Genomic DNA, 19697 nt, shown 5'->3' with positions numbered 1-19697 from the left:
TATCACGCATCTTTTTCAGACCATCGAGAGGCGTGCGGCCCAAACCGCGGGCAGATGGCACGCAGGAAGCCCGGACTAATAAGATGGCATTGAAATCCCCCGCGTTTCGTAGAAAATTTCCGTTGCTGGTAACCGGCAGTCTGCTGGCCTTGCAACCCTTCGCCACCTCATTCGTGGTCGCCGCGGAACAGTATGACTGCTCAGTCTCTGCTTCGGGTGCCTGGGATTGCGCGCCAAAAACCGCCGCAGCCCCGTTGCCACCACGCCCGGTGCATGACGGTGCAGCCGTCAGCTCCGCCAACAGCACGGCGCAAGCCGATGCTGGCGGCAAAGCCGAGGCCGAGCCCAAGACCGCACTGGTCACCGAATCCAAGGGCCGTGGCCTGCGTTCGCGCAGCGCCGACTACAGCCACCTGGACTGGGTACCCCGCGAGAAGCTGACCGCCGCACAGTTGGCCGAAACCGGTCCTTACTGCGGCGGTGCGTACATCGAGCCGACTCGTCCTGGCATGAACGACAAGACGAACAAGAGCGATGCGCCTACCTTCATCGGTGCCAAGGCCTCTCGTTACGAGCAGGAACAGCAAGTCGCGACCCTGGCCGGTGACGTCGTCATGCGCCAGGGCAGCATGCAGCTGGAGTCGGAAGAAGCCAGCCTGTACCAAGCAGAAAACCGTGGCGAGCTGAACGGCAAGGTCCGTCTGCGCGACAACGGTGCGCTGATCGTGGGCGACCATGCCGAAGTGCAACTCGACACCGGCGCGGCCCAGATCGACAACGCCGAATACGTGCTGCACAAGTCGCGCATCCGCGGTAACGCGCTGTACGCCAAGCGTGCCGAGAACGCGATCATCCGTCTCAAGGACGGTACTTACACCACGTGCGAGCCAGACAGCAACGCCTGGCAGCTCAGGGGCAACAACATCACGTTGAACCCGGCCACCGGTTTCGGTACGGCCACCAACGCGACGTTGCGGGTCAAGAACATCCCGATCCTCTATACGCCTTACATCTACTTCCCGATCGACGACCGTCGTCAATCCGGCTTCCTGCCACCGAGCTTCAGCACCGGTAGCGAAACCGGCTTTACCCTGGTGACGCCGTACTACTTCAACCTGGCGCCGAACTATGACGCCACGTTGTACCCGCAATACATGACCAAGCGCGGCATGATGATGGAAGGCGAATTCCGCTACCTCACCAAGTCCAGCGAAGGCCAGTTCGGCGGCGCGTACCTGAACGACGACAACGACGAACGCAAGCGTCAGACCGACTACGAAAAAACCCGCTACATGCTCAACTGGCAGCACAAGGGCGGGCTGGATTCGCGCGTACTGACCGAGGTCGACTACACCACGATCAGCGATCCCTACTACTTCCAGGACCTCAAGTCCTACCAGGAAGGTGTAGAGAGTCGCGACTACGTGAACCAGCAAGGTGCCGTGACTTATCGCGGCGACACCTTCCAGGCGCGCTTGAACCTGCAGGCCTACCAGCTGGCAACGATTTCGCAGGTCACTCCGTATAACCGCCTGCCGCAGATCACCTTCAATGGTCAGCTGCCGTATCACCCGGGCGGCTTGAACTTCAGCTACGAGACCGAAGCCGTGCGCTTCGATCGCGACCTGGAGAACGGCAACTTCACCAATGAAAACGGTGAAACCGAAGCACGCCTGGACACCTACGTGCGTGGCCTGACCCGTGCAAACGGTACCCGCCTGAACGTAGCACCAGCCGTCGAATACCCGATGAACTGGACCTACGGCTTCGTTACACCGAAGCTCAAGTACGTGTACACCAAGTACGACCTGGACCTGGACAACATCGGCAAGAACCAGATCATTGCTGACCAGGCTACATCGGTGGCAAATGGAACACAGTACGCCGGTGGCACCTTCAAAAGCTCCCAAGACCGTGCGGTCCCAGTGGCCAGCATCGACAGCGGCCTGTACTTCGATCGCAATACCAACTGGTTCGGCAAAGACTATCGCCAGACCCTCGAGCCACGTGCGTTCTACCTGTACGTGCCGAACAAGGACCAGGCTGATATCCCGGTCTTCGACACCAGCGAGTACTCGTTCAGCTACGCTTCGCTGTTCCGCGACAACCGCTTCAGCGGCTCCGACCGGATCGGCGACGAGAACAAGCTGTCCCTGGGCCTGACCAGCCGCTGGATCGAAGAGAATGGCTTCGAGCGTCAGCGCGTGTCCGTGGGCCAGGCGCTGTACTTCAAGGATCGTGAAGTGCAATTGCCAGGCATCCTGGCGGCTGACCGTGCTGATGCACAGTCGGATGTTTCCCCGGTTGCCCTGGACTATGAGTTCCGCTTCAACCGCGACTGGCGCGCCACTGCCGACTACAACTGGGACACCGAGGAACACAGTCCCCGTTCCGGCAGCGCGATGCTCCACTACCAGCCGGAAGACAACCCGAACAAGATCATCAACGTGGGTTATCGCTATCGTAACGACCAGGTTGTCTACAACCAGCTGACCGGCAAATGGCAGTTTGGTGGTGACTACGGCCAGCCAGGCGACGCGAATTTCGTGAAGGATTACTACAAAATCCAACAACACGACTTCTCGATGATGTGGCCGATCATTCCTCAGTGGAACCTGATCACCCGCTGGCAGTATGACTACGCCCGCAACCGTACCCTGGAAGCCTTCGGTGGTTTCGAGTACGACAACTGCTGCTGGAAACTGCGCGTCATCAACCGTTACTGGGTTTCCAACGACGAATACAGCCAGATCGCCCCGCTTAACGAAAAGGGTGACCACGGGCTCTTCTTCCAGATCGTCCTCAAAGGACTCGGCGGCCTGACCGGCGCCAAGGTAGAGAGCTTCCTCGACAAAGGCATTGAAGGTTATCGTGAACGTGAAAACCAAGCTTTCTGATTGTCTGCGCCCGCTAGTGCTGGGCGCGCTGTTCCTGGGTACCGCATCGGCGCACGCTGCGGTTCAAGAACTGGATAAGGTCGTGGCCATCGTCGATAACGATGTGATCATGCAGAGCCAACTGGACCAGCGCGTCAAGGAAGTCCAGCAAACCATCGCCAAGCGTGGCGGTGGCGTGCCACCGACCAGCGTCCTGGACCAACAGGTACTGGAACGCTTGATCGTCGAAAACCTGCAACTGCAGATCGGTGATCGTTCCGGCATCCGTATTTCGGACGAAGAACTGAACCAGGCCGTGGGCACCATTGCCCAGCGCAACAACATGAGCATTGACCAGTTCCGTGCAGCCCTGGCCCACGACGGTTTGTCCTATGAGGACGCCCGTGACCAGATCCGCCGTGAAATGATCATCAGCCGTGTGCGTCAGCGCCGTGTTGCCGAGCGGGTCCAGGTATCGGAACAGGAAGTGAAGAACTTCCTGGCATCCGACCTGGGCAAGATGCAGCTTTCCGAAGAACTGCATCTGGCCAACATCCTGATCCCGACACCGGACAGCGCCAACTCCGAGCAGCTCAATGCAGCCGCCGCCAAGACCCAGGCTATCTATGATCGCCTTAAAGCCGGTGCCGACTTTGCCCAGATGGCCATTGCCCAATCCGGCAGCGACAACGCCCTCGAAGGCGGTGACATGGGCTGGCGTAAAGCCGCTCAACTGCCACCTCCCTTCGATCGTGAACTGAGCGCAATGGAAGTGGGCGGCATCACCCAGCCAGCCCGTACGCCAGGTGGCTTCATAATCCTGAAATTGCTGGAACGTCGCGGTGGCGAGACCTCGCTGAAAGACGAAGTGCATGTTCGTCATATCCTGGTCAAACCAAGCGAAATCCGCACTGAAGCCCAAACCAAGGAACTGGCCCAGAAGATCTATGACCGCATCGAAAGCGGTGAAGACTTCGCCACCCTGGCCAAGAGCTTCTCGGAAGATCCGGGTTCTGCCCTCAACGGTGGCGACCTGAATTGGATCGACCCTAAAGCCTTGGTGCCAGAGTTCCAGCAAGTGATGGCCGACACCCCGCAAGGCGTGCTGTCCAAGCCGTTCAAGACCCAATATGGCTGGCACGTGCTGGAAGTCCTTGGCCGTCGCGCCACCGACAACACCAGCCAGGCCCGCGAGCAACAAGCGTTGAACGTGCTGCGTAACCGCAAATACGACGAAGAGCTGCAAACCTGGCTGCGTCAGATCCGCGACGAAGCCTACGTTGAGAACAAGCTGCCAGGCGCCCAGACAGGCACCGACCAGGCCGTTCAGTGAAACCCCAGCGTTTCGCGGTGACACCCGGCGAGCCGGCCGGCATTGGTCCTGACCTGTGCCTGCTGCTCGCCTCGCAACCCCAGCCACACCCCCTGATTGCCATTACCAGCCACGACCTGCTCCTTGAGCGGGCCGTGCAACTGGGTGTGGCTGTCAACTTGCTGAAGGTGGCGCCAGGCAACTGGCCCGACCTGCCCGCCCCCGCCGGCAGCCTGTACGTGTGGGACACCCCGCTGCAGGCCAAGGTGGTTGCCGGGCAACTGGACAAGGCCAATGCAGCGTTCGTGCTGGAAACCCTGACACGCGCGGGGCAAGGCTGCATCGACGGCGACTTCGCCGGCATGATCACTGCGCCAGTGCACAAGGGCGTGATCAACGAATCCGGCATCGCGTTTTCCGGTCACACCGAATTTCTCGCCGAGCTGACCCACACCGAACAAGTGGTGATGATGCTGGCGACGCGCGGCCTGCGGGTCGCTCTGGTGACCACGCACTTGCCGTTGCGTGAGATTGCCGATGCCATCACCGCCGAACGACTGGAACGCGTGACGCGCATCCTGCACGCCGACCTGCAACAGAAGTTCGGCATCGCCCAACCGCGCATCCTGGTCTGTGGGCTCAACCCCCACGCCGGTGAAGGCGGCCACTTGGGCCATGAAGAAATCGACATCATCGAACCAACCCTGGAGCGTCTGCGCCAAGAAGGCATGGACCTGCGCGGCCCACTGCCTGCGGACACTCTGTTTACCCCCAAATATCTGGAGCACTGCGATGCAGTGCTGGCGATGTACCACGACCAGGGGCTGCCGGTGCTTAAATACAAAGGCTTCGGCGCCGCAGTCAACGTGACACTGGGCCTGCCGATCATCCGCACCTCCGTCGACCATGGCACCGCCCTGGATTTGGCGGGCAGTGGCAAGATCGATACCGGCAGCCTGCACGTGGCCCTGGAAACCGCCTATCAGATGGCCGAGACCCGTATATGACTGAGCATTACCAACACCGGGCGCGCAAGCGCTTCGGGCAAAACTTCCTGCACGACGCTGGCGTGATCGACCGTATCCTGCGCTCCATCCATGCCAAGCCCGAAGACCGTCTGCTGGAAATCGGCCCAGGCCAGGGCGCATTGACTCAAGGCCTGCTGGCCAGTGGCGGCCAATTGGACGTGGTTGAGTTGGACAAGGACCTGATCCCGATCCTCAACCAGCAGTTCGCCGGCATGCCCAACTTCAAGCTGCATCAAGGTGATGCATTGAAGTTCGACTTCAATACCCTCAACGCCGCGCCCAACAGCCTGCGGGTAGTGGGAAACCTGCCATACAACATCTCTACGCCGCTGATTTTCCACCTGCTGAACAATGCCGGGATCATCCGCGACATGCACTTCATGCTGCAAAAGGAAGTGGTGGAACGCCTGGCTGCCGGGCCTGGCGGTGGCGATTGGGGCCGTCTGTCGATCATGGTCCAGTACCACTGTCGCGTCGAACACCTGTTCAACGTCGGCCCGGGCGCGTTCAATCCGCCGCCGAAGGTCGATTCGGCCATCGTGCGCCTGGTGCCGCATGCCGTGCTGCCACACCCGGCCAAGGATCACAAACTGCTGGAGCGCGTCGTACGCGAAGCCTTCAACCAGCGCCGCAAGACCCTGCGAAACACGCTCAAGGCGTTGTTGAGCAATGCCGAGATCGAAGCCGCCGGCGTCGACGGCAGCCTGCGTCCCGAGCAACTGGACCTGGCCGCGTTCGTGCGCCTGGCTGACCAGCTTGCCATTCAGCCCACGCCAGCCGCTGAATAACCCTGTAGTAGCCGGCTAGCCGGCGATGTCGCCCTCAAGATCGCCATCGCCGGCAAGCCGACTACCATAAGGGCGTGCCCACCCGGCCAGACGGCAAGTCTGGCCTAGTGCCCTCCTCTTGGCCTAGACTGACCCGCATCTGCTGTCCTCCGCTTTTGCTTTTAAGGCCTCTTGCATGTCCGATCCTCGCTACCAGATCGACGTCAGCGTCGTCACCCGCTTCCTGGCGGACCAATCGCAACCTGAACAGAACCGCTTCGCCTTTGCCTACACCATCACGGTGAAAAACAACGGGCTGGTGCCGGCCAAGCTGCTGTCGCGCCACTGGGTCATCACCGACGGTGACGGTCAGGTCGAAGAAGTTCGCGGTGCAGGCGTGGTGGGTCAACAGCCGTTGATCGACAGCGGCGCCAGCCATACCTACAGCAGCGGCACGGTGATGACCTCCAAGGTCGGCACCATGCAGGGCTCGTATCAGATGAAAGCCACCGACGGCCAACTGTTCGACGCCATCATTGCGCCCTTCCGCCTTGCAGTGCCGGGAGCCCTGCACTGATGGCAACCTACGCGGTCGGTGACCTGCAAGGCTGTCTGGAGCCCCTCAAGTGCCTGCTTGAACGCGTGAGCTTCGATCCGGGCAACGATCGGCTGTGGCTGGTCGGTGACCTGGTCAATCGTGGCCCGGCATCCCTGGAGACGCTGCGCTACTTATATAGCCTGCGCGAATCCCTGGTGTGCGTACTGGGCAACCACGACCTGCACCTGCTGGCGGCCGGCAATAACATCGAGCGCCTGAAAAAGGGCGATACCCTGCGCGAAATCCTCGAAGCGCCCGATCGCGCCGAGTTGCTCGACTGGCTGCGCCGGCAAAAAATCATGCATTACGAGGAAGGCCGCAACATGGCGCTGGTCCATGCCGGCATCCCACCCCAGTGGACACTCAAGAAAGCCCTCAAATGTGCCGCCGAAGTCGAGAGCGCCCTGGCCGATGACAACCTGTACACCGCTTATCTTGACGGCATGTACGGTAACGAGCCGGTGAAGTGGGACAACGACCTCACGGGCGTTACGCGGCTGCGGGTAATCACGAATTACTTCACGCGCATGCGCTTTTGCACCGCGGAAGGCAAGCTGGACCTCAAGAGCAAGGAAGGTGCCGACACCGCACTGCCCGGCTACAAACCCTGGTTCGCCCACAAGGAACGCAAAACCCGCGACACGAAGATCGTCTTCGGTCACTGGGCCGCCCTTGAGGGCAAATGCGATGAACCCGGCGTATTCGCCCTCGACACCGGTTGTGTGTGGGGCGGCGCCATGACCCTGATGAACATCGACACGGGCGAGCGCCACAGCTGCCAGTGCGAATCCCCCCTTCCCGTTACACTGCCGGCCGCCGCCAAGCGCTAGACGCCGCCGCTGCCAAGCCCAAGGAGCCCGCCATGAGCGAATTCAAACGTATCCCCCCTGAACAAGCCCAGGCCCTGCGCGAGAGAGGTGCAGTGGTGGTCGACATCCGTGACCAGCCGACCTATTTGGCTGCCCACATCACCGGCGCCCAACATCTGGACAACGTCAACATCGCCGATTTCATCCGCGCTGCCGACCTCGATGCACCGGTGATCGTGGCCTGCTACCACGGCAATTCCAGCCAGAGCGCGGCGGCCTACCTGATCAGCCAGGGCTTCTCCGACGTCTACAGCCTGGACGGTGGCTTTGAGCTGTGGCGCACGACCTATCCTGCGGAAATTTCCTCAGGCAATTCGCAATAATTTTTTTACACCCCGCTACCCCGCGTGACGCTTGGGCTCGCGCCGTTTCTGACGAACGGCGCAGCCAAACTAATTGCGCATCGCGCCTTGACCTCTCCGATTCCGAACTATCCTTAAGCGCAGGCCATCCGAATCAGGGGAGAGCCGGTACACCGGCGTGCGGGTCATCGGTAGCGTTTCAGGGTGTTTGGGGGGAAAACAGCCGTTGGCGTTCGCCAATGTCTGCCAGCATCGACTGATTGATCCGGCGTCGGCTCCACGTATCGAGCGAGGTGACGACGTCATGAGTATTTTTAGCCACTTCAAAAACCGCTTCGAATCCACACAGCAGGAAGAACTCACGCTGCAAGAGTATCTCGAGCTGTGCAAACAGGATCGCAGCACCTACGCCTCTGCCGCCGAACGTCTGCTGCTAGCAATTGGCGAGCCGGAGCTGATAGACACCTCGAACAATTCGCGCCTGTCGCGAATATTCTCCAACAAGGTGATCCGCCGTTATCCGGCCTTTGAAGACTTCCACGGAATGGAAGAATGCATTGACCAGATCGTCTCCTACTTCCGCCATGCCGCCCAAGGCCTGGAAGAGAAGAAACAGATCCTCTACCTGCTCGGTCCCGTCGGCGGCGGCAAGTCGTCCCTGGCCGAAAAGCTCAAACAGCTGATCGAGAAGGTGCCCTTCTACGCCATCAAGGGCTCACCGGTCTTCGAGTCGCCCCTGGGCCTGTTCAACGCCACGGAAGATGGCGCGATCCTCGAAGAAGACTTCGGCATCCCGCGCCGCTACCTCAACACCATCATGTCGCCGTGGGCCACCAAGCGCCTGGCCGAGTTCGGCGGTGATATCAGCCAATTCCGCGTGGTGAAACTCTACCCATCGATCCTCAACCAGATCGGCGTAGCCAAGACCGAACCAGGCGACGAGAACAACCAGGACATTTCGGCCCTGGTGGGCAAGGTCGATATCCGCAAACTCGAGGAATTCCCACAGAACGACGCCGACGCCTACAGCTACTCGGGCGCACTGTGCCGGGCCAACCAGGGCCTGATGGAGTTCGTGGAAATGTTCAAGGCACCGATCAAGGTGCTGCACCCCCTGCTTACCGCGACCCAAGAAGGCAACTACAACAGCACCGAGGGCCTGGGCGCGATCCCGTTCACCGGGATCCTGCTGGCCCACTCCAACGAATCGGAATGGCACACCTTCCGCAACAACAAGAACAACGAAGCCTTCATCGACCGGATCTACATCGTCAAGGTGCCGTACTGCCTGCGGGTCAGCGATGAAATCAAGATCTACGACAAGCTGCTGTTCAACAGCTCCCTGTCCAAGGCTCATTGCGCACCCGACACTTTGAAGATGCTCGCCCAGTTCACCGTGCTGTCGCGCCTCAAGGAGCCGGAAAACTCGAACATCTATTCGAAGATGCGCGTGTACGACGGCGAAAACCTCAAGGACACCGATCCGAAGGCCAAATCGATCCAGGAATACCGCGACACTGCCGGCGTGGACGAGGGCATGAACGGCCTGTCGACACGCTTTGCGTTCAAGATCCTGTCCAAGGTCTTCAACTTCGACCCGCACGAGATCGCCGCCAACCCTGTGCATTTGCTCTACGTGCTGGAACAGCAGATCGAGCAGGAACAATTCCAGGCGGAGACCCGCGAGCGCTACCTGCGCTTCCTCAAGGAATACCTGGCGCCGCGCTATATCGAGTTCATCGGCAAGGAAATCCAGACCGCGTACCTGGAGTCCTACAGCGAGTACGGCCAGAACATCTTCGACCGCTACGTGCTCTACGCCGACTTCTGGATCCAGGACCAGGAATACCGCGACCCGGAAACCGGCGAAATCCTCAACCGCGTAGCGCTCAACGAGGAACTGGAAAAAATCGAGAAACCCGCCGGTATCAGCAATCCGAAGGATTTCCGCAACGAAATCGTCAACTTCGTACTGCGCGCCAGGGCCAACAACAACGGCAAGAACCCTACCTGGCTCAGCTACGAGAAGCTGCGGGTGGTCATCGAGAAGAAAATGTTCTCCAACACCGAGGATCTGCTGCCGGTCATCAGCTTCAACGCCAAGGCCAGCAAGGAGGACCAGCAAAAACACAACGACTTCGTCACACGAATGGTCGAGCGCGGCTACACCGACAAACAGGTACGGCTGCTCTCCGAGTGGTACCTGCGGGTTCGCAAATCGCAGTAAGGCAGCGACAGGCGTGCGCTGCCGGGCCTCAGGCCTGGCAGCCGACCGCTTGTCTCTAAGCTTCCAGCTCGCGGCTTGAAGCTTGTAACGTGAAGCTGCCCGGAGGGCTCCCCATGAGCTATGTGATCGACCGACGCCTCAATGGCAAGAACAAAAGCACGGTAAACCGCCAGCGTTTCCTGCGGCGTTACCGTGACCACATCAAAAAGGCCGTTGAAGAGGCCGTCAGCCGCCGTTCCATTACCGATATGGAGCATGGCGAACAAATCAGCATTCCCGGACGGGACATCGACGAACCGGTGCTGCACCACGGCCGGGGCGGTAAGCAGACCGTCGTGCACCCAGGCAACAAGGAGTTCACCACCGGCGAACACATCCAGCGCCCCCAAGGCGGTGGCGGCGGCAAAGGCCCGGGCAAGGCGGGTAACTCCGGCGAAGGCATGGACGAGTTCGTGTTCCAGATCACCCAGGAAGAATTCCTCGAATTCATGTTCGAGGACCTGGAACTGCCCAATTTGGTCAAGCGCAACCTGACCGGCACCGACACGTTCAAGACCGTGCGCGCCGGGATCAGCAACGAGGGCAACCCGTCACGCATCAATATCATTCGCACCCTACGCTCGGCCCATGCCCGGCGTATCGCCCTTTCCGGCAGCAGCCGCGCCAAGCTGAAGGAAGCCAAGGACGAATTGGCGCGCCTGAAGCGTGAAGAACCGGATAACTTCGGCGATATTCAGGAAATCGAGGCGGAAATCGAGAAACTCAGCGCGCGTATTCATCGCGTGCCCTTCCTCGACACCTTTGACCTGAAGTACAACCTGCTGGTCAAACAGCCCAATCCCAGCTCCAAGGCGGTGATGTTCTGCCTGATGGACGTGTCGGGCTCCATGACGCAGGCCACCAAGGACATCGCCAAGCGCTTCTTCATCCTGCTGTATCTGTTCCTCAAGCGGAACTACGACAAGATCGACGTCGTGTTCATTCGCCATCACACCAGCGCACGGGAAGTGGACGAAGAAGAGTTCTTCTATTCACGCGAAACCGGCGGCACCATCGTTTCCAGCGCCTTGAAACTGATGCAAGAGATCATGGCCGAACGCTATCCGGCCAATGAGTGGAACATCTACGCCGCCCAGGCCTCGGACGGGGATAACTGGAACGACGACTCGCCCATCTGCCGCGACATCCTGATCAACCAGATCATGCCGTTTGTGCAGTACTACACTTACGTTGAAATCACCCCCCGTGAGCACCAGGCACTGTGGTTCGAATACGAGCGCATCGGCGAAGCCTTTGCCGACACATTCGCCCAGCAGCAATTGGTCTCGGCCGGCGATATCTACCCGGTCTTCCGTGAACTCTTCCAGCGCAGGTTAGTGACATGACCGCCAAAAAAGAGCAAAAACGCCAACCTATCTCCACGGGCTCCGAGTGGACCTTTGAACTGATCCAGGCCTATGACCGGGAAATCAGCCGCATTGCGGCGGGTTATGCCCTGGACACCTACCCCAACCAGATCGAAGTGATCACCGCCGAACAGATGATGGATGCCTATGCATCGGTGGGCATGCCGCTGGGCTATCACCATTGGTCCTACGGCAAACACTTCCTCAGCACCGAGAAATCCTACACTCGGGGCCAGATGGGCCTGGCCTACGAGATCGTGATCAACTCCGACCCCTGCATCGCTTACCTGATGGAAGAAAACACCATCTGCATGCAGGCACTGGTGGTGGCGCATGCCTGCTACGGGCATAACAGCTTCTTCAAGGGCAATTACCTGTTTCGCACCTGGACCGACGCCAGTTCGATCATCGATTACCTGGTGTTCGCCAAGCAGTACATCATGCAGTGCGAGGAACGCCACGGCATCGACGCAGTGGAAGACCTGCTCGACTCCTGCCACGCGCTGATGAACTATGGCGTGGACCGTTACAAACGCCCGTACCCGATCTCCGCCGAGGAAGAACGCCTGCGCCAGAAGGAACGCGAGGAACACCTGCAGAAACAGATCAACGACCTGTGGCGCACCATCCCCAAGCGCGCTGGCAAGAACAGCGACAAGGACAATGCACGCTTCCCCGCCGAACCCCAGGAAAACATCTTGTACTTCCTGGAAAAGCACGCCCCCTTGCTTGAACCTTGGCAACGGGAAATCGTGCGCATCGTGCGCAAGATCGCCCAGTATTTCTATCCACAGCGCCAGACCCAGGTCATGAACGAAGGCTGGGCAACGTTCTGGCACTACACGCTGATGAATGACCTGTACGACGAAGGCCTGGTCACCGACGGCTTCATGATGGAGTTCCTGACCTCTCACACCAGCGTAGTCTTCCAGCCCGGCTTCGACAGCCCTTACTACAACGGCATCAACCCCTATGCACTGGGCTTTGCCATGTACCGCGACATTCGGCGCATGTGCGAACACCCTACCGAGGAAGACCGCCGCTGGTTCCCGGAAATCGCTGGCAGCGATTGGTTGTCCACCATCAAGTTCGCCATGAGCAGCTTCAAGGATGAGAGTTTTATCCTGCAGTACCTGTCGCCTCAGGTAATCCGCGATCTCAAGCTGTTCAGCATTCTCGACGATGATCTCAAGGATGATCTGGTAGTGCCGGCGATCCACGACGAACCTGGCTACCGCATCATCCGCGAAACCCTGGCGGCGCAGTACAACCTGGGTAATCGCGAACCCAACGTGCAGATCTACAGCATCGATGTGCGTGGGGACCGCTCGCTGACCTTGCGTCACCAGCAGCACGACCGCAAACCCCTGGGTGAGTCCACCGAGGAGGTGCTCAAGCACTTGCACCGGCTATGGGGCTTCGATATCCATCTGGAAACCCTGCAAGGCGATCAGGTGATGAAGACCCATCATGTGCCACCGCGCACCGATCACAACGACAACGACTACGGTCGCCTGGACCTGGCCGTCGTACATCTCTGAAACAGCAAAGCCTCCATTGGCCAGGCACAGGCGGTATCCTGTGGCGCTAATGGAGGCTTTTTCATGAAAATCTACAAAGTCGGCGGTGCCGTGCGTGACCGCCTGCTGGGCATCAAGGTCACCGACATCGACCGCGTCGTCGTGGGCGCAACCACCGAGGAGATGCTGGCCAGGGGCTTCAAGCCTGTGGGCTCAGACTTCCCGGTATTCCTGGACCCTAAAAATGGCGACGAATACGCCTTGGCCCGTACCGAACGCAAGAGCGGCCGCGGCTACGGCGGCTTTGTGTTTCATGCCAGCCCCGAAGTTACCCTGGAAGAGGACCTGATCCGTCGCGACTTGACCATCAATGCGATGGCGGAAGACGACGACGGCAACCTGACCGATCCCTACCATGGCCAGCGTGATCTTGAAGCACGCATTCTGCGCCACGTTTCCCCGGCGTTCGCCGAAGATCCATTACGTGTACTGCGAGTCGCGCGCTTTGCTGCGCGCTATGCGCACTTGGGTTTTACCGTCGCGCCGGAAACGCTGGAACTCATGCGTCAACTCAGCGAATCCGGCGAGTTGGAAGCCCTGACACCTGAGCGCAGCTGGAAAGAAATATCCCGGGCACTGATGGAGGACCAGCCTCAGGTGTTCATCCAGGTACTGCGCGACTGTAATGCGCTGAAAACCTTGATGCCCGAGGTCGATGCACTCTTTGGTGTACCGCAACCCGCAGTTCATCACCCGGAAATCGATACCGGCCTGCACACCTTGAGCGTGTTGGAACAGGCTGCACTCCACCAGCAGCCGCTGACTGTGCGTTGGGCCTGCCTGCTTCACGACCTGGGCAAAGGCACGACACCTGTGGATAAGTTGCCGCAGCACATTGCCCATGAACACCGGGGTTTGGAGCTGATCAAGGCTGTCAATGAACGCTTCAAAGTACCGAAGGATTGCCAGGAATTGGCGTTGCTGGTGGGCCAATACCACACTCACGGCCATCGGGCACTTGAGCTAAGAGCCTCGACGTTGCTGGAATTGCTGCAGAGCTTTGACGTGTATCGTCGGCCACAGCGCTTTGAAGAGTTTGTGGTCGCCTGCGAGATGGACGCCCGAGGCCGCAAAGGGCTGGAGCAAAGAAGTTATCCACAAGCGGATTATTTGCGTGGGGCCGCGAAGGCCGCTCGCGAAGTGGCGGTTGCCCCCTTACTGGAGAAGGGTTTCAAAGGCCCTGAGCTGGGCGAGGCCCTCAAGCGCGAACGGCTCAAGGCCCTAAAAATCTACAAAGAACACCACGCACTGTAGGCGCCCGGCTTGTCGGCGATAGCGACCTCAAGAACGCCATCGCCGGCAAGCCGGACGCCTACAGGAGAATGTTTGGCGTGAGTGGCTGGCCCTGCCATTCAAACGCGACAGGCGCCAGCACCTGGTCAATCTGCGCGTCGCGCCACAGCTCAGCCAGGCTCTTGCCCACTTCAGGGTGTAAGCGCCCGGGCGCCATCAGCGACAGCGGCCACAGCACAAACGCGTTCTTCAGGATCTCTGCACGCGGCAGCACCAAACCATCGAAATTGCCCACTAGATCGCCATACAACAGCACGTCTATATCCAGCGGCAGCCCCTTGCGATCCGGCGCGTAGCGGCCATTGTCGGCCTCGATGAACTTCAAACGGCGATCCAGCTCCATCAACGGCAGATCGGTGTAGGCCGACACCACCAGGTTGAAGAACGGCCCGCTCTTGATACCCACTGGCTGGCTTTCGAACACCGGCGAACAACGCACATCCGTCAGGAAACTCGCCAACGCGTCCAGACCGGCGCACAGATGCCGCTCACGCTCGATGTTGCTGCCTAGGCCTAGGTAAACCTGAGTTAGCGACATCCGCGCTCGATCTCCACGCCCACGCCCTTGGCAGCCGGCACGGCGCCTGGCTTGGTCAGTTTGAGGTGCAACCAGGGAATCTGGAATTCACTCATCAACACGTCGGCCAGGCGCTCGGCAAAGGTTTCCACCAGTTGGAACTGGGACTGTTCGGCAAACGCCTGGATACGGGCGGACACACTGGCGTAATCCAGCGCCAAGGTCAGGTCGTCACCAGCGGCGGCCGGGCGATTATCCCAGGCGAAGCTCAGGTCCAGGCGCAGGCATTGGCGGATTCCGCGCTCCCAGTCGTAGGCCCCGATGACGGTGTCGACTTCCAGGCCTTCGATAAACACTCTGTCCAAGCACTCTTCTCCGCAGCACGACAAGGGCGCGATGCCCCGTTAGAATCAGGGCGTCCTCGCCCGGAATAGTTAGCATGTTTTGGTCACTGGCGGTTTTCGCCTACCTGCTCGGCTCGCTGTCCTTCGCCATCTTGCTCAGCCGCCTGACGGGAAATCCCGACCCGCGAATGAGTGGCTCAGGCAATGCCGGCGCCACCAATATGTTGCGCCTGGCCGGCAAGAAGCTCGCCGTACTGACGCTTTTGGGTGACGTCTGCAAGGGCCTGTTGCCCGTGCTGATCGCCAGCCTCGCCGGCCTTACCCTGCAACAACAGGCCTGGATCGGCGTATGCGCGGTCCTGGGCCATCTGTTTCCACTGTACTTCCGCTTTCGCGGTGGCAAAGGCGTCGCCACGGCTGCCGGCATGTTGCTGGGGATTTACCCACCGGCAGCGTTGCTGGCCGTTCTCGCCTGGCTGCTGACGTTCTACCTGACCCGCACCAGCTCACTCGCCGCGCTGATCGCCACTCCGCTCACCCTGCCGCTACTGGCCTGGCAGGAACCGGCGGCATTGCTGCCGATGAGCGTACTGACACTGTTGATCGTCTGGCGCCACCGGGGCAATTTACGCGACCTGTTTGCCGGGCGCGAACGGCATTTTTAAATACGTTCGCTGAGCCCGGCCCACGTTACGGCGTTACAGCGGCGACAATTGCTCCATCGGCCAGCGCGCCTGCACGCTGATCGCCAGGCTTTCATGCTGCCCGGCCTGCAGGCGCTGGCAACCGGCGTAGGCGATCATCGCGCCATTGTCGGTGCAGAACTCGGGCCGCGCGTAAAACACATCGCCTTTCATGTCGCCGAGCATTTTTTCCAGTGAACTGCGCAAGGCCTTGTTGGCGCTGACGCCGCCTGCGATCACCAGGCGCTTCATACCCGCCTGTTTCAGGGCGCGCTTGCACTTGATGGTCAAAGTCTCCACCACGGCCTGCTGGAACGCCAGTGCGATGTCGCAACGGGCTTGCTCACTGTCGTCCCCGGCGCTGACGCTCTGCTGCCAGGTGTTCAGCGCGGAGGTTTTCAAGCCGCTGAAGCTGAACATCAAGCCGGGGCGATCACACATCGGGCGCGGGAAGGTGTAGCGACCGGCAACACCCCTTTCGGCGAGACGGGCGATTTCCGGTCCGCCTGGATAATTGAGGCCCATCATCTTCGCGGTCTTGTCGAAAGCTTCCCCGGCGGCGTCATCCAGGGACTCACCCAAAAGGGTGTATTGACCGATACCATCCACCTGAACCAACTGCGTATGGCCGCCCGAAACCAACAAAGCGACGAACGGGAACTGTGGCGGTGTTTTTTCCAGCATCGGCGCCAGTAAATGGCCTTCCATATGATGCACACCGAGGGCCGGAATACCCCAGGCAAAGGCCAGCGCCTGGGCGCAAGAGGCCCCCACCAGCAGGGCTCCAACCAATCCAGGCCCGGCGGTATAGGCAATGGCGTCGATTTCGGTCGGCACGCAGCCGGCCTCATCCAGCACCTGGCGAATCAGGGGCAGCATACGCTTGACGTGATCACGGCTGGCCAGCTCCGGCACCACGCCGCCATAGGCACGGTGCAGGTCGATCTGGCTGAACAGCGCATCGGCCAAGAGCCCGCGTTCACTGTCGTAAAGTGCGACACCGGTTTCGTCGCAGGAGGTTTCAAGTCCCAGTACTAGCATGGGTTTGCGCCTTGTAGAGGCTGAATTCGAAGGCGCGCATAATAGTCGCCACTCCCCCTCCCGACTAGCGGTTTTCGATCAGAGGCTTTGCATTCCGGGCAATGAGGGGTTAACATCCGCAACCCTTAAAAACCGACGACCTCAGCCGCGAATTTTTTGCGACGAGAACGTTGATCCCGGTAATGAAAGAAGGTAGCTCTGGATGCCAGCCGTCAAAGTTAAAGAGAACGAACCCTTCGACGTAGCTCTGCGTCGTTTCAAGCGCTCCTGCGAAAAAGCCGGTGTACTGGCTGAAGTTCGTAGCCGCGAATTTTACGAGAAGCCTACTTCTGAGCGTAAGCGTAAAGCAGCAGCCGCTGTTAAGCGTCACGCCAAGAAAGTTCAGCGCGAACAGCGCCGCGCCGTTCGTCTGTACTAATACACAGACGTCTGTAGCAAGCTTCTGCCAAGCCCGGCCCTCAGCCGGGCTATTGGCATTTGCGGATATCGCTTGATGCTTCACTGTTGACGCCGCACACGCGACCGAGACAACTGCTTCACACGTCAGGACTGGCTTTTTGCCAGCGGTGCACGTCTCTTCTGACGAGCCTAACAAGGCTACTGACGAGCACACTCATTCTGTAAACAGGCGACCCACTGTGTCGACTGTGCCTATCGAAGCGTATCCGAGGCCCGCCAATGGCCAAGACCGGACGCTGGGGCAACATTTCCACACCGATAACTGATCAGAAATTAACGTCAGTGAATATTCGGCAGATACACTTCCGTACACCCCATGCAGTCGCTAGATGCTCGAGCACTCGATACGTGCGCTTGAACACTTCACGGGCCCTCATTTACACGCAGTGATGACGAGAACGCCATGGCCGGGCTGATTCCCCAGAGCTTTATTGACGACCTTCTGAACCGCACCGACATCGTCGATGTTGTCAGCTCGCGCGTGCAAATGAAGAAGGCTGGCAAGAACTACACCGCCTGCTGCCCGTTCCACAAGGAAAAGACCCCGTCGTTCAGCGTGAGCCCCGACAAGCAGTTCTACTACTGTTTCGGTTGCGGCGCGGGCGGCAATGCCCTCGGCTTCATCATGGACCACGACAACCTGGACTTCCCCCAGGCCGTCGAGGAACTGGCAAAAGCCGCCGGCATGGAAATCCCTCGCGAAGAAAGTGGGCGCCCGCACAAACCGCGGCAACCCACGGATTCGCCGCTGTACCCGTTGCTGACTGCCGCTGCCGACTTCTACCGTCAGGCGCTTAAAAGCCATCCGCAACGTAAGGCAGCCGTCGACTATCTCAAGGGTCGCGGCCTCACGGGTGAGATCGCCCGCGATTTCGGGCTGGGGTTCGCTCCACCCGGCTGGGACAACCTGTACAAGCACCTGAGCAGCGACACTCTCCAGCAAAAAGCCATGATCGACGCAGGCCTACTGGTGGAAAACGCCGAGACCGGCAAGCGCTACGACCGATTCCGCGACCGCGTGATGTTCCCGATCCGCGACAGCCGGGGCCGCATCATCGCGTTTGGTGGCCGCGTGCTGGGGGACGACAAGCCCAAGTACCTGAACTCGCCGGAAACCCCCGTGTTCCACAAAGGCCAGGAACTCTACGGCCTGTTCGAAGCGCGCAAGAACAACCGCAACCTCGATGAGATCATCGTGGTTGAAGGCTACATGGACGTGATCGCGCTCGCCCAACAGGGCCTGCGCAACGCCGTCGCCACCCTCGGCACCGCTACCAGCGAAGAGCACATGAAACGCCTGTTTCGCGTGGTGCCCAGTGTGCTGTTCTGTTTTGACGGCGACCAGGCGGGCCGAAACGCTGCCTGGCGTGCGCTGGAGGCCACGCTGTCGAGCCTGCAGGACGGCCGTCGCGCGCGCTTTTTGTTCCTGCCCGAAGGCGAAGACCCGGACACCCTGGTGCGCTCCGAAGGCACCGACGCGTTTCGCGCGCGCATCAATCAACACGCACAGCCGCTGGCAGACTATTTCTTCCAGCAACTGACCGAAGAAGCCGACCCGCGCTCCCTCGAGGGCAAGGCCCACATGGCCACCCTCGCCGCCCCGCTGATCGACAAAGTACCCGGCGCCAACCTGAAATCGTTGATGCGCATGCGCTTGCTGGAAATCACTGGGCTTAGCGGTGAAGCCGTCAGCCAGCTGGTGCACAACGCACCCCATGATGCAGCGCCACCGGCCTACGACCCAGGCATGGATTACGACGCCATGCCGGACTATTCCGACTTCCATCAACCGCAGGAAGCCTACGCGCCCCAGCAGGAATGGACGCCGAAGAAACCCGGCGCCGGCGGCAAGAAATGGGACAAGAAACCCTGGAGCAAAAACGGCAAGCGCGGTGACGGCGATGAGGCCTATGCCCCACGCACCCCGGTTGCTGTGGAAGCGCCGACATTGATTGCGCTGCGCACGCTCATCCACCACCCGCAACTAGCGGAAAAGGTCGAGAGCGCCGATCACTTTGCCAACGAGAGCAATACCTACGCCCAGGTGCTGATCGCCTTGATCGAGGCGGTACAGAAAAATCCTAAGCTAAACTCAATTCAGTTGATGGCGCGTTGGCATGGCACCGAACAAGGCCGGTTATTGAAAGCCCTCGCAGAAAAGGAGTGGCTAATTGACGGCGATAACCTTGAACAACAGTTTTTAGACACCATTACTAGGTTATCCGCGGGTCAGCACACGCAGACCCTCGATGAACTCATCAAGAGAGCAAGGCAGCCGGGATTATCGGCTGAAGAGCAAATTCAGATAGCAAAACAGATGCGCGACCTCTTAAAACAGAATGTTTCCGCATCAAACCCGACCTCAGCTGGCGTGTGAGGTCATAGCTCGGGTATA

General features: G+C 59.8%; 17 protein-coding genes. 14 read left to right on the top strand and 3 right to left on the bottom strand.

The window, feature by feature from the left end:
- Positions 1-83: 83 nt before the first annotated feature.
- The 11 genes from KHP07_RS12560 (at position 84) to KHP07_RS12510 (ending at position 14219) form a co-directional block, all read left to right on the top strand.
- Entirely contained in the window at positions 84-2897 is a 2814-nt protein-coding gene (locus KHP07_RS12560) for an LPS-assembly protein LptD (RefSeq protein ID WP_214497275.1), read from the top strand.
- Entirely contained in the window at positions 2872-4209 is a 1338-nt protein-coding gene (locus tag KHP07_RS12555; RefSeq protein WP_078050423.1) for a peptidylprolyl isomerase, read from the top strand. The genes KHP07_RS12560 and KHP07_RS12555 overlap by 26 nt, the downstream gene beginning before the upstream one ends.
- Entirely contained in the window at positions 4206-5195 is a 990-nt protein-coding gene (gene pdxA, locus KHP07_RS12550) for a 4-hydroxythreonine-4-phosphate dehydrogenase PdxA (protein ID WP_099493041.1), read from the top strand. The genes KHP07_RS12555 and pdxA overlap by 4 nt, the downstream gene beginning before the upstream one ends.
- Positions 5192-6004, top strand: a complete 813-nt coding sequence (rsmA, locus tag KHP07_RS12545; RefSeq protein WP_214497274.1) for a 16S rRNA (adenine(1518)-N(6)/adenine(1519)-N(6))-dimethyltransferase RsmA — start codon at positions 5192-5194, stop codon at positions 6002-6004. Before pdxA ends, rsmA begins: the two co-directional genes overlap by 4 nt.
- Positions 6005-6179: 175 nt before the next feature.
- Positions 6180-6560, top strand: a complete 381-nt coding sequence (apaG, locus tag KHP07_RS12540) for a Co2+/Mg2+ efflux facilitator ApaG/CorD (protein WP_010206973.1) — start codon at positions 6180-6182, stop codon at positions 6558-6560.
- Positions 6560-7411, top strand: a complete 852-nt coding sequence (locus KHP07_RS12535; protein ID WP_214497273.1) for a symmetrical bis(5'-nucleosyl)-tetraphosphatase — start codon at positions 6560-6562, stop codon at positions 7409-7411. Before apaG ends, KHP07_RS12535 begins: the two co-directional genes overlap by 1 nt.
- A gap of 32 nt (positions 7412-7443) precedes the next feature.
- Positions 7444-7773, top strand: coding sequence for a thiosulfate sulfurtransferase GlpE (glpE, locus tag KHP07_RS12530; protein WP_078050427.1), 330 nt, complete (start codon positions 7444-7446; stop codon positions 7771-7773).
- Between the two features lie 283 nt (positions 7774-8056).
- A complete protein-coding gene (locus tag KHP07_RS12525) occupies positions 8057-9979 on the top strand; it encodes a PrkA family serine protein kinase (RefSeq protein ID WP_078050428.1) in 1923 nt (640 codons plus the stop codon).
- A gap of 113 nt (positions 9980-10092) precedes the next feature.
- Complete coding sequence (locus tag KHP07_RS12520; RefSeq protein WP_034109658.1) at positions 10093-11364, top strand: YeaH/YhbH family protein; 1272 nt, start codon at positions 10093-10095, stop codon at positions 11362-11364.
- A complete protein-coding gene (locus KHP07_RS12515) occupies positions 11361-12926 on the top strand; it encodes a SpoVR family protein (protein ID WP_078050429.1) in 1566 nt (521 codons plus the stop codon). The genes KHP07_RS12520 and KHP07_RS12515 overlap by 4 nt, the downstream gene beginning before the upstream one ends.
- 63 nt (positions 12927-12989) lie before the next feature.
- Positions 12990-14219 (top strand): multifunctional CCA addition/repair protein, encoded by a 1230-nt coding sequence (locus KHP07_RS12510; RefSeq protein ID WP_214497272.1) that lies wholly within the window; start codon positions 12990-12992, stop codon positions 14217-14219.
- 58 nt (positions 14220-14277) lie between these two features.
- Here the strand turns inward: KHP07_RS12510 and folK are convergent, their stop codons facing one another.
- A complete protein-coding gene (folK, locus tag KHP07_RS12505; RefSeq protein ID WP_214497271.1) occupies positions 14278-14796 on the bottom strand; it encodes a 2-amino-4-hydroxy-6-hydroxymethyldihydropteridine diphosphokinase in 519 nt (172 codons plus the stop codon).
- Positions 14787-15140, bottom strand: coding sequence for a dihydroneopterin aldolase (gene folB / locus KHP07_RS12500; protein WP_099493044.1), 354 nt, complete (start codon positions 15138-15140; stop codon positions 14787-14789). Before folB ends, folK begins: the two co-directional genes overlap by 10 nt.
- Positions 15141-15214: 74 nt before the next feature.
- Here folB and plsY point away from each other — a divergent pair, with 74 nt between their 5' ends.
- On the top strand, positions 15215-15784 hold the full coding sequence (plsY, locus tag KHP07_RS12495; RefSeq protein WP_078050433.1) for a glycerol-3-phosphate 1-O-acyltransferase PlsY: 570 nt from the start codon (positions 15215-15217) through the stop codon (positions 15782-15784).
- 33 nt (positions 15785-15817) lie between these two features.
- Here plsY and tsaD read toward each other — a convergent pair whose 3' ends face one another.
- Positions 15818-16843 (bottom strand): tRNA (adenosine(37)-N6)-threonylcarbamoyltransferase complex transferase subunit TsaD, encoded by a 1026-nt coding sequence (gene tsaD / locus KHP07_RS12490; protein WP_078050434.1) that lies wholly within the window; start codon positions 16841-16843, stop codon positions 15818-15820.
- Between the two features lie 202 nt (positions 16844-17045).
- Between tsaD and rpsU the strand changes: the two genes are divergently transcribed.
- Positions 17046-17261 (top strand): 30S ribosomal protein S21, encoded by a 216-nt coding sequence (rpsU, locus tag KHP07_RS12485; protein ID WP_002551877.1) that lies wholly within the window; start codon positions 17046-17048, stop codon positions 17259-17261.
- 444 nt (positions 17262-17705) lie between these two features.
- A complete protein-coding gene (dnaG, locus tag KHP07_RS12480) occupies positions 17706-19679 on the top strand; it encodes a DNA primase (RefSeq protein WP_078050435.1) in 1974 nt (657 codons plus the stop codon).
- The last annotated feature ends 18 nt before the right edge of the window (positions 19680-19697 follow it).

The organism is Pseudomonas sp. VS40, assembly GCF_018587885.1.
In the GTDB taxonomy this organism is placed as follows: domain Bacteria; phylum Pseudomonadota; class Gammaproteobacteria; order Pseudomonadales; family Pseudomonadaceae; genus Aquipseudomonas; species Aquipseudomonas pergaminensis.
Note: the sequence above shows the minus strand (reverse complement) of the source record. Positions and strands in the feature narration are given on the sequence as shown.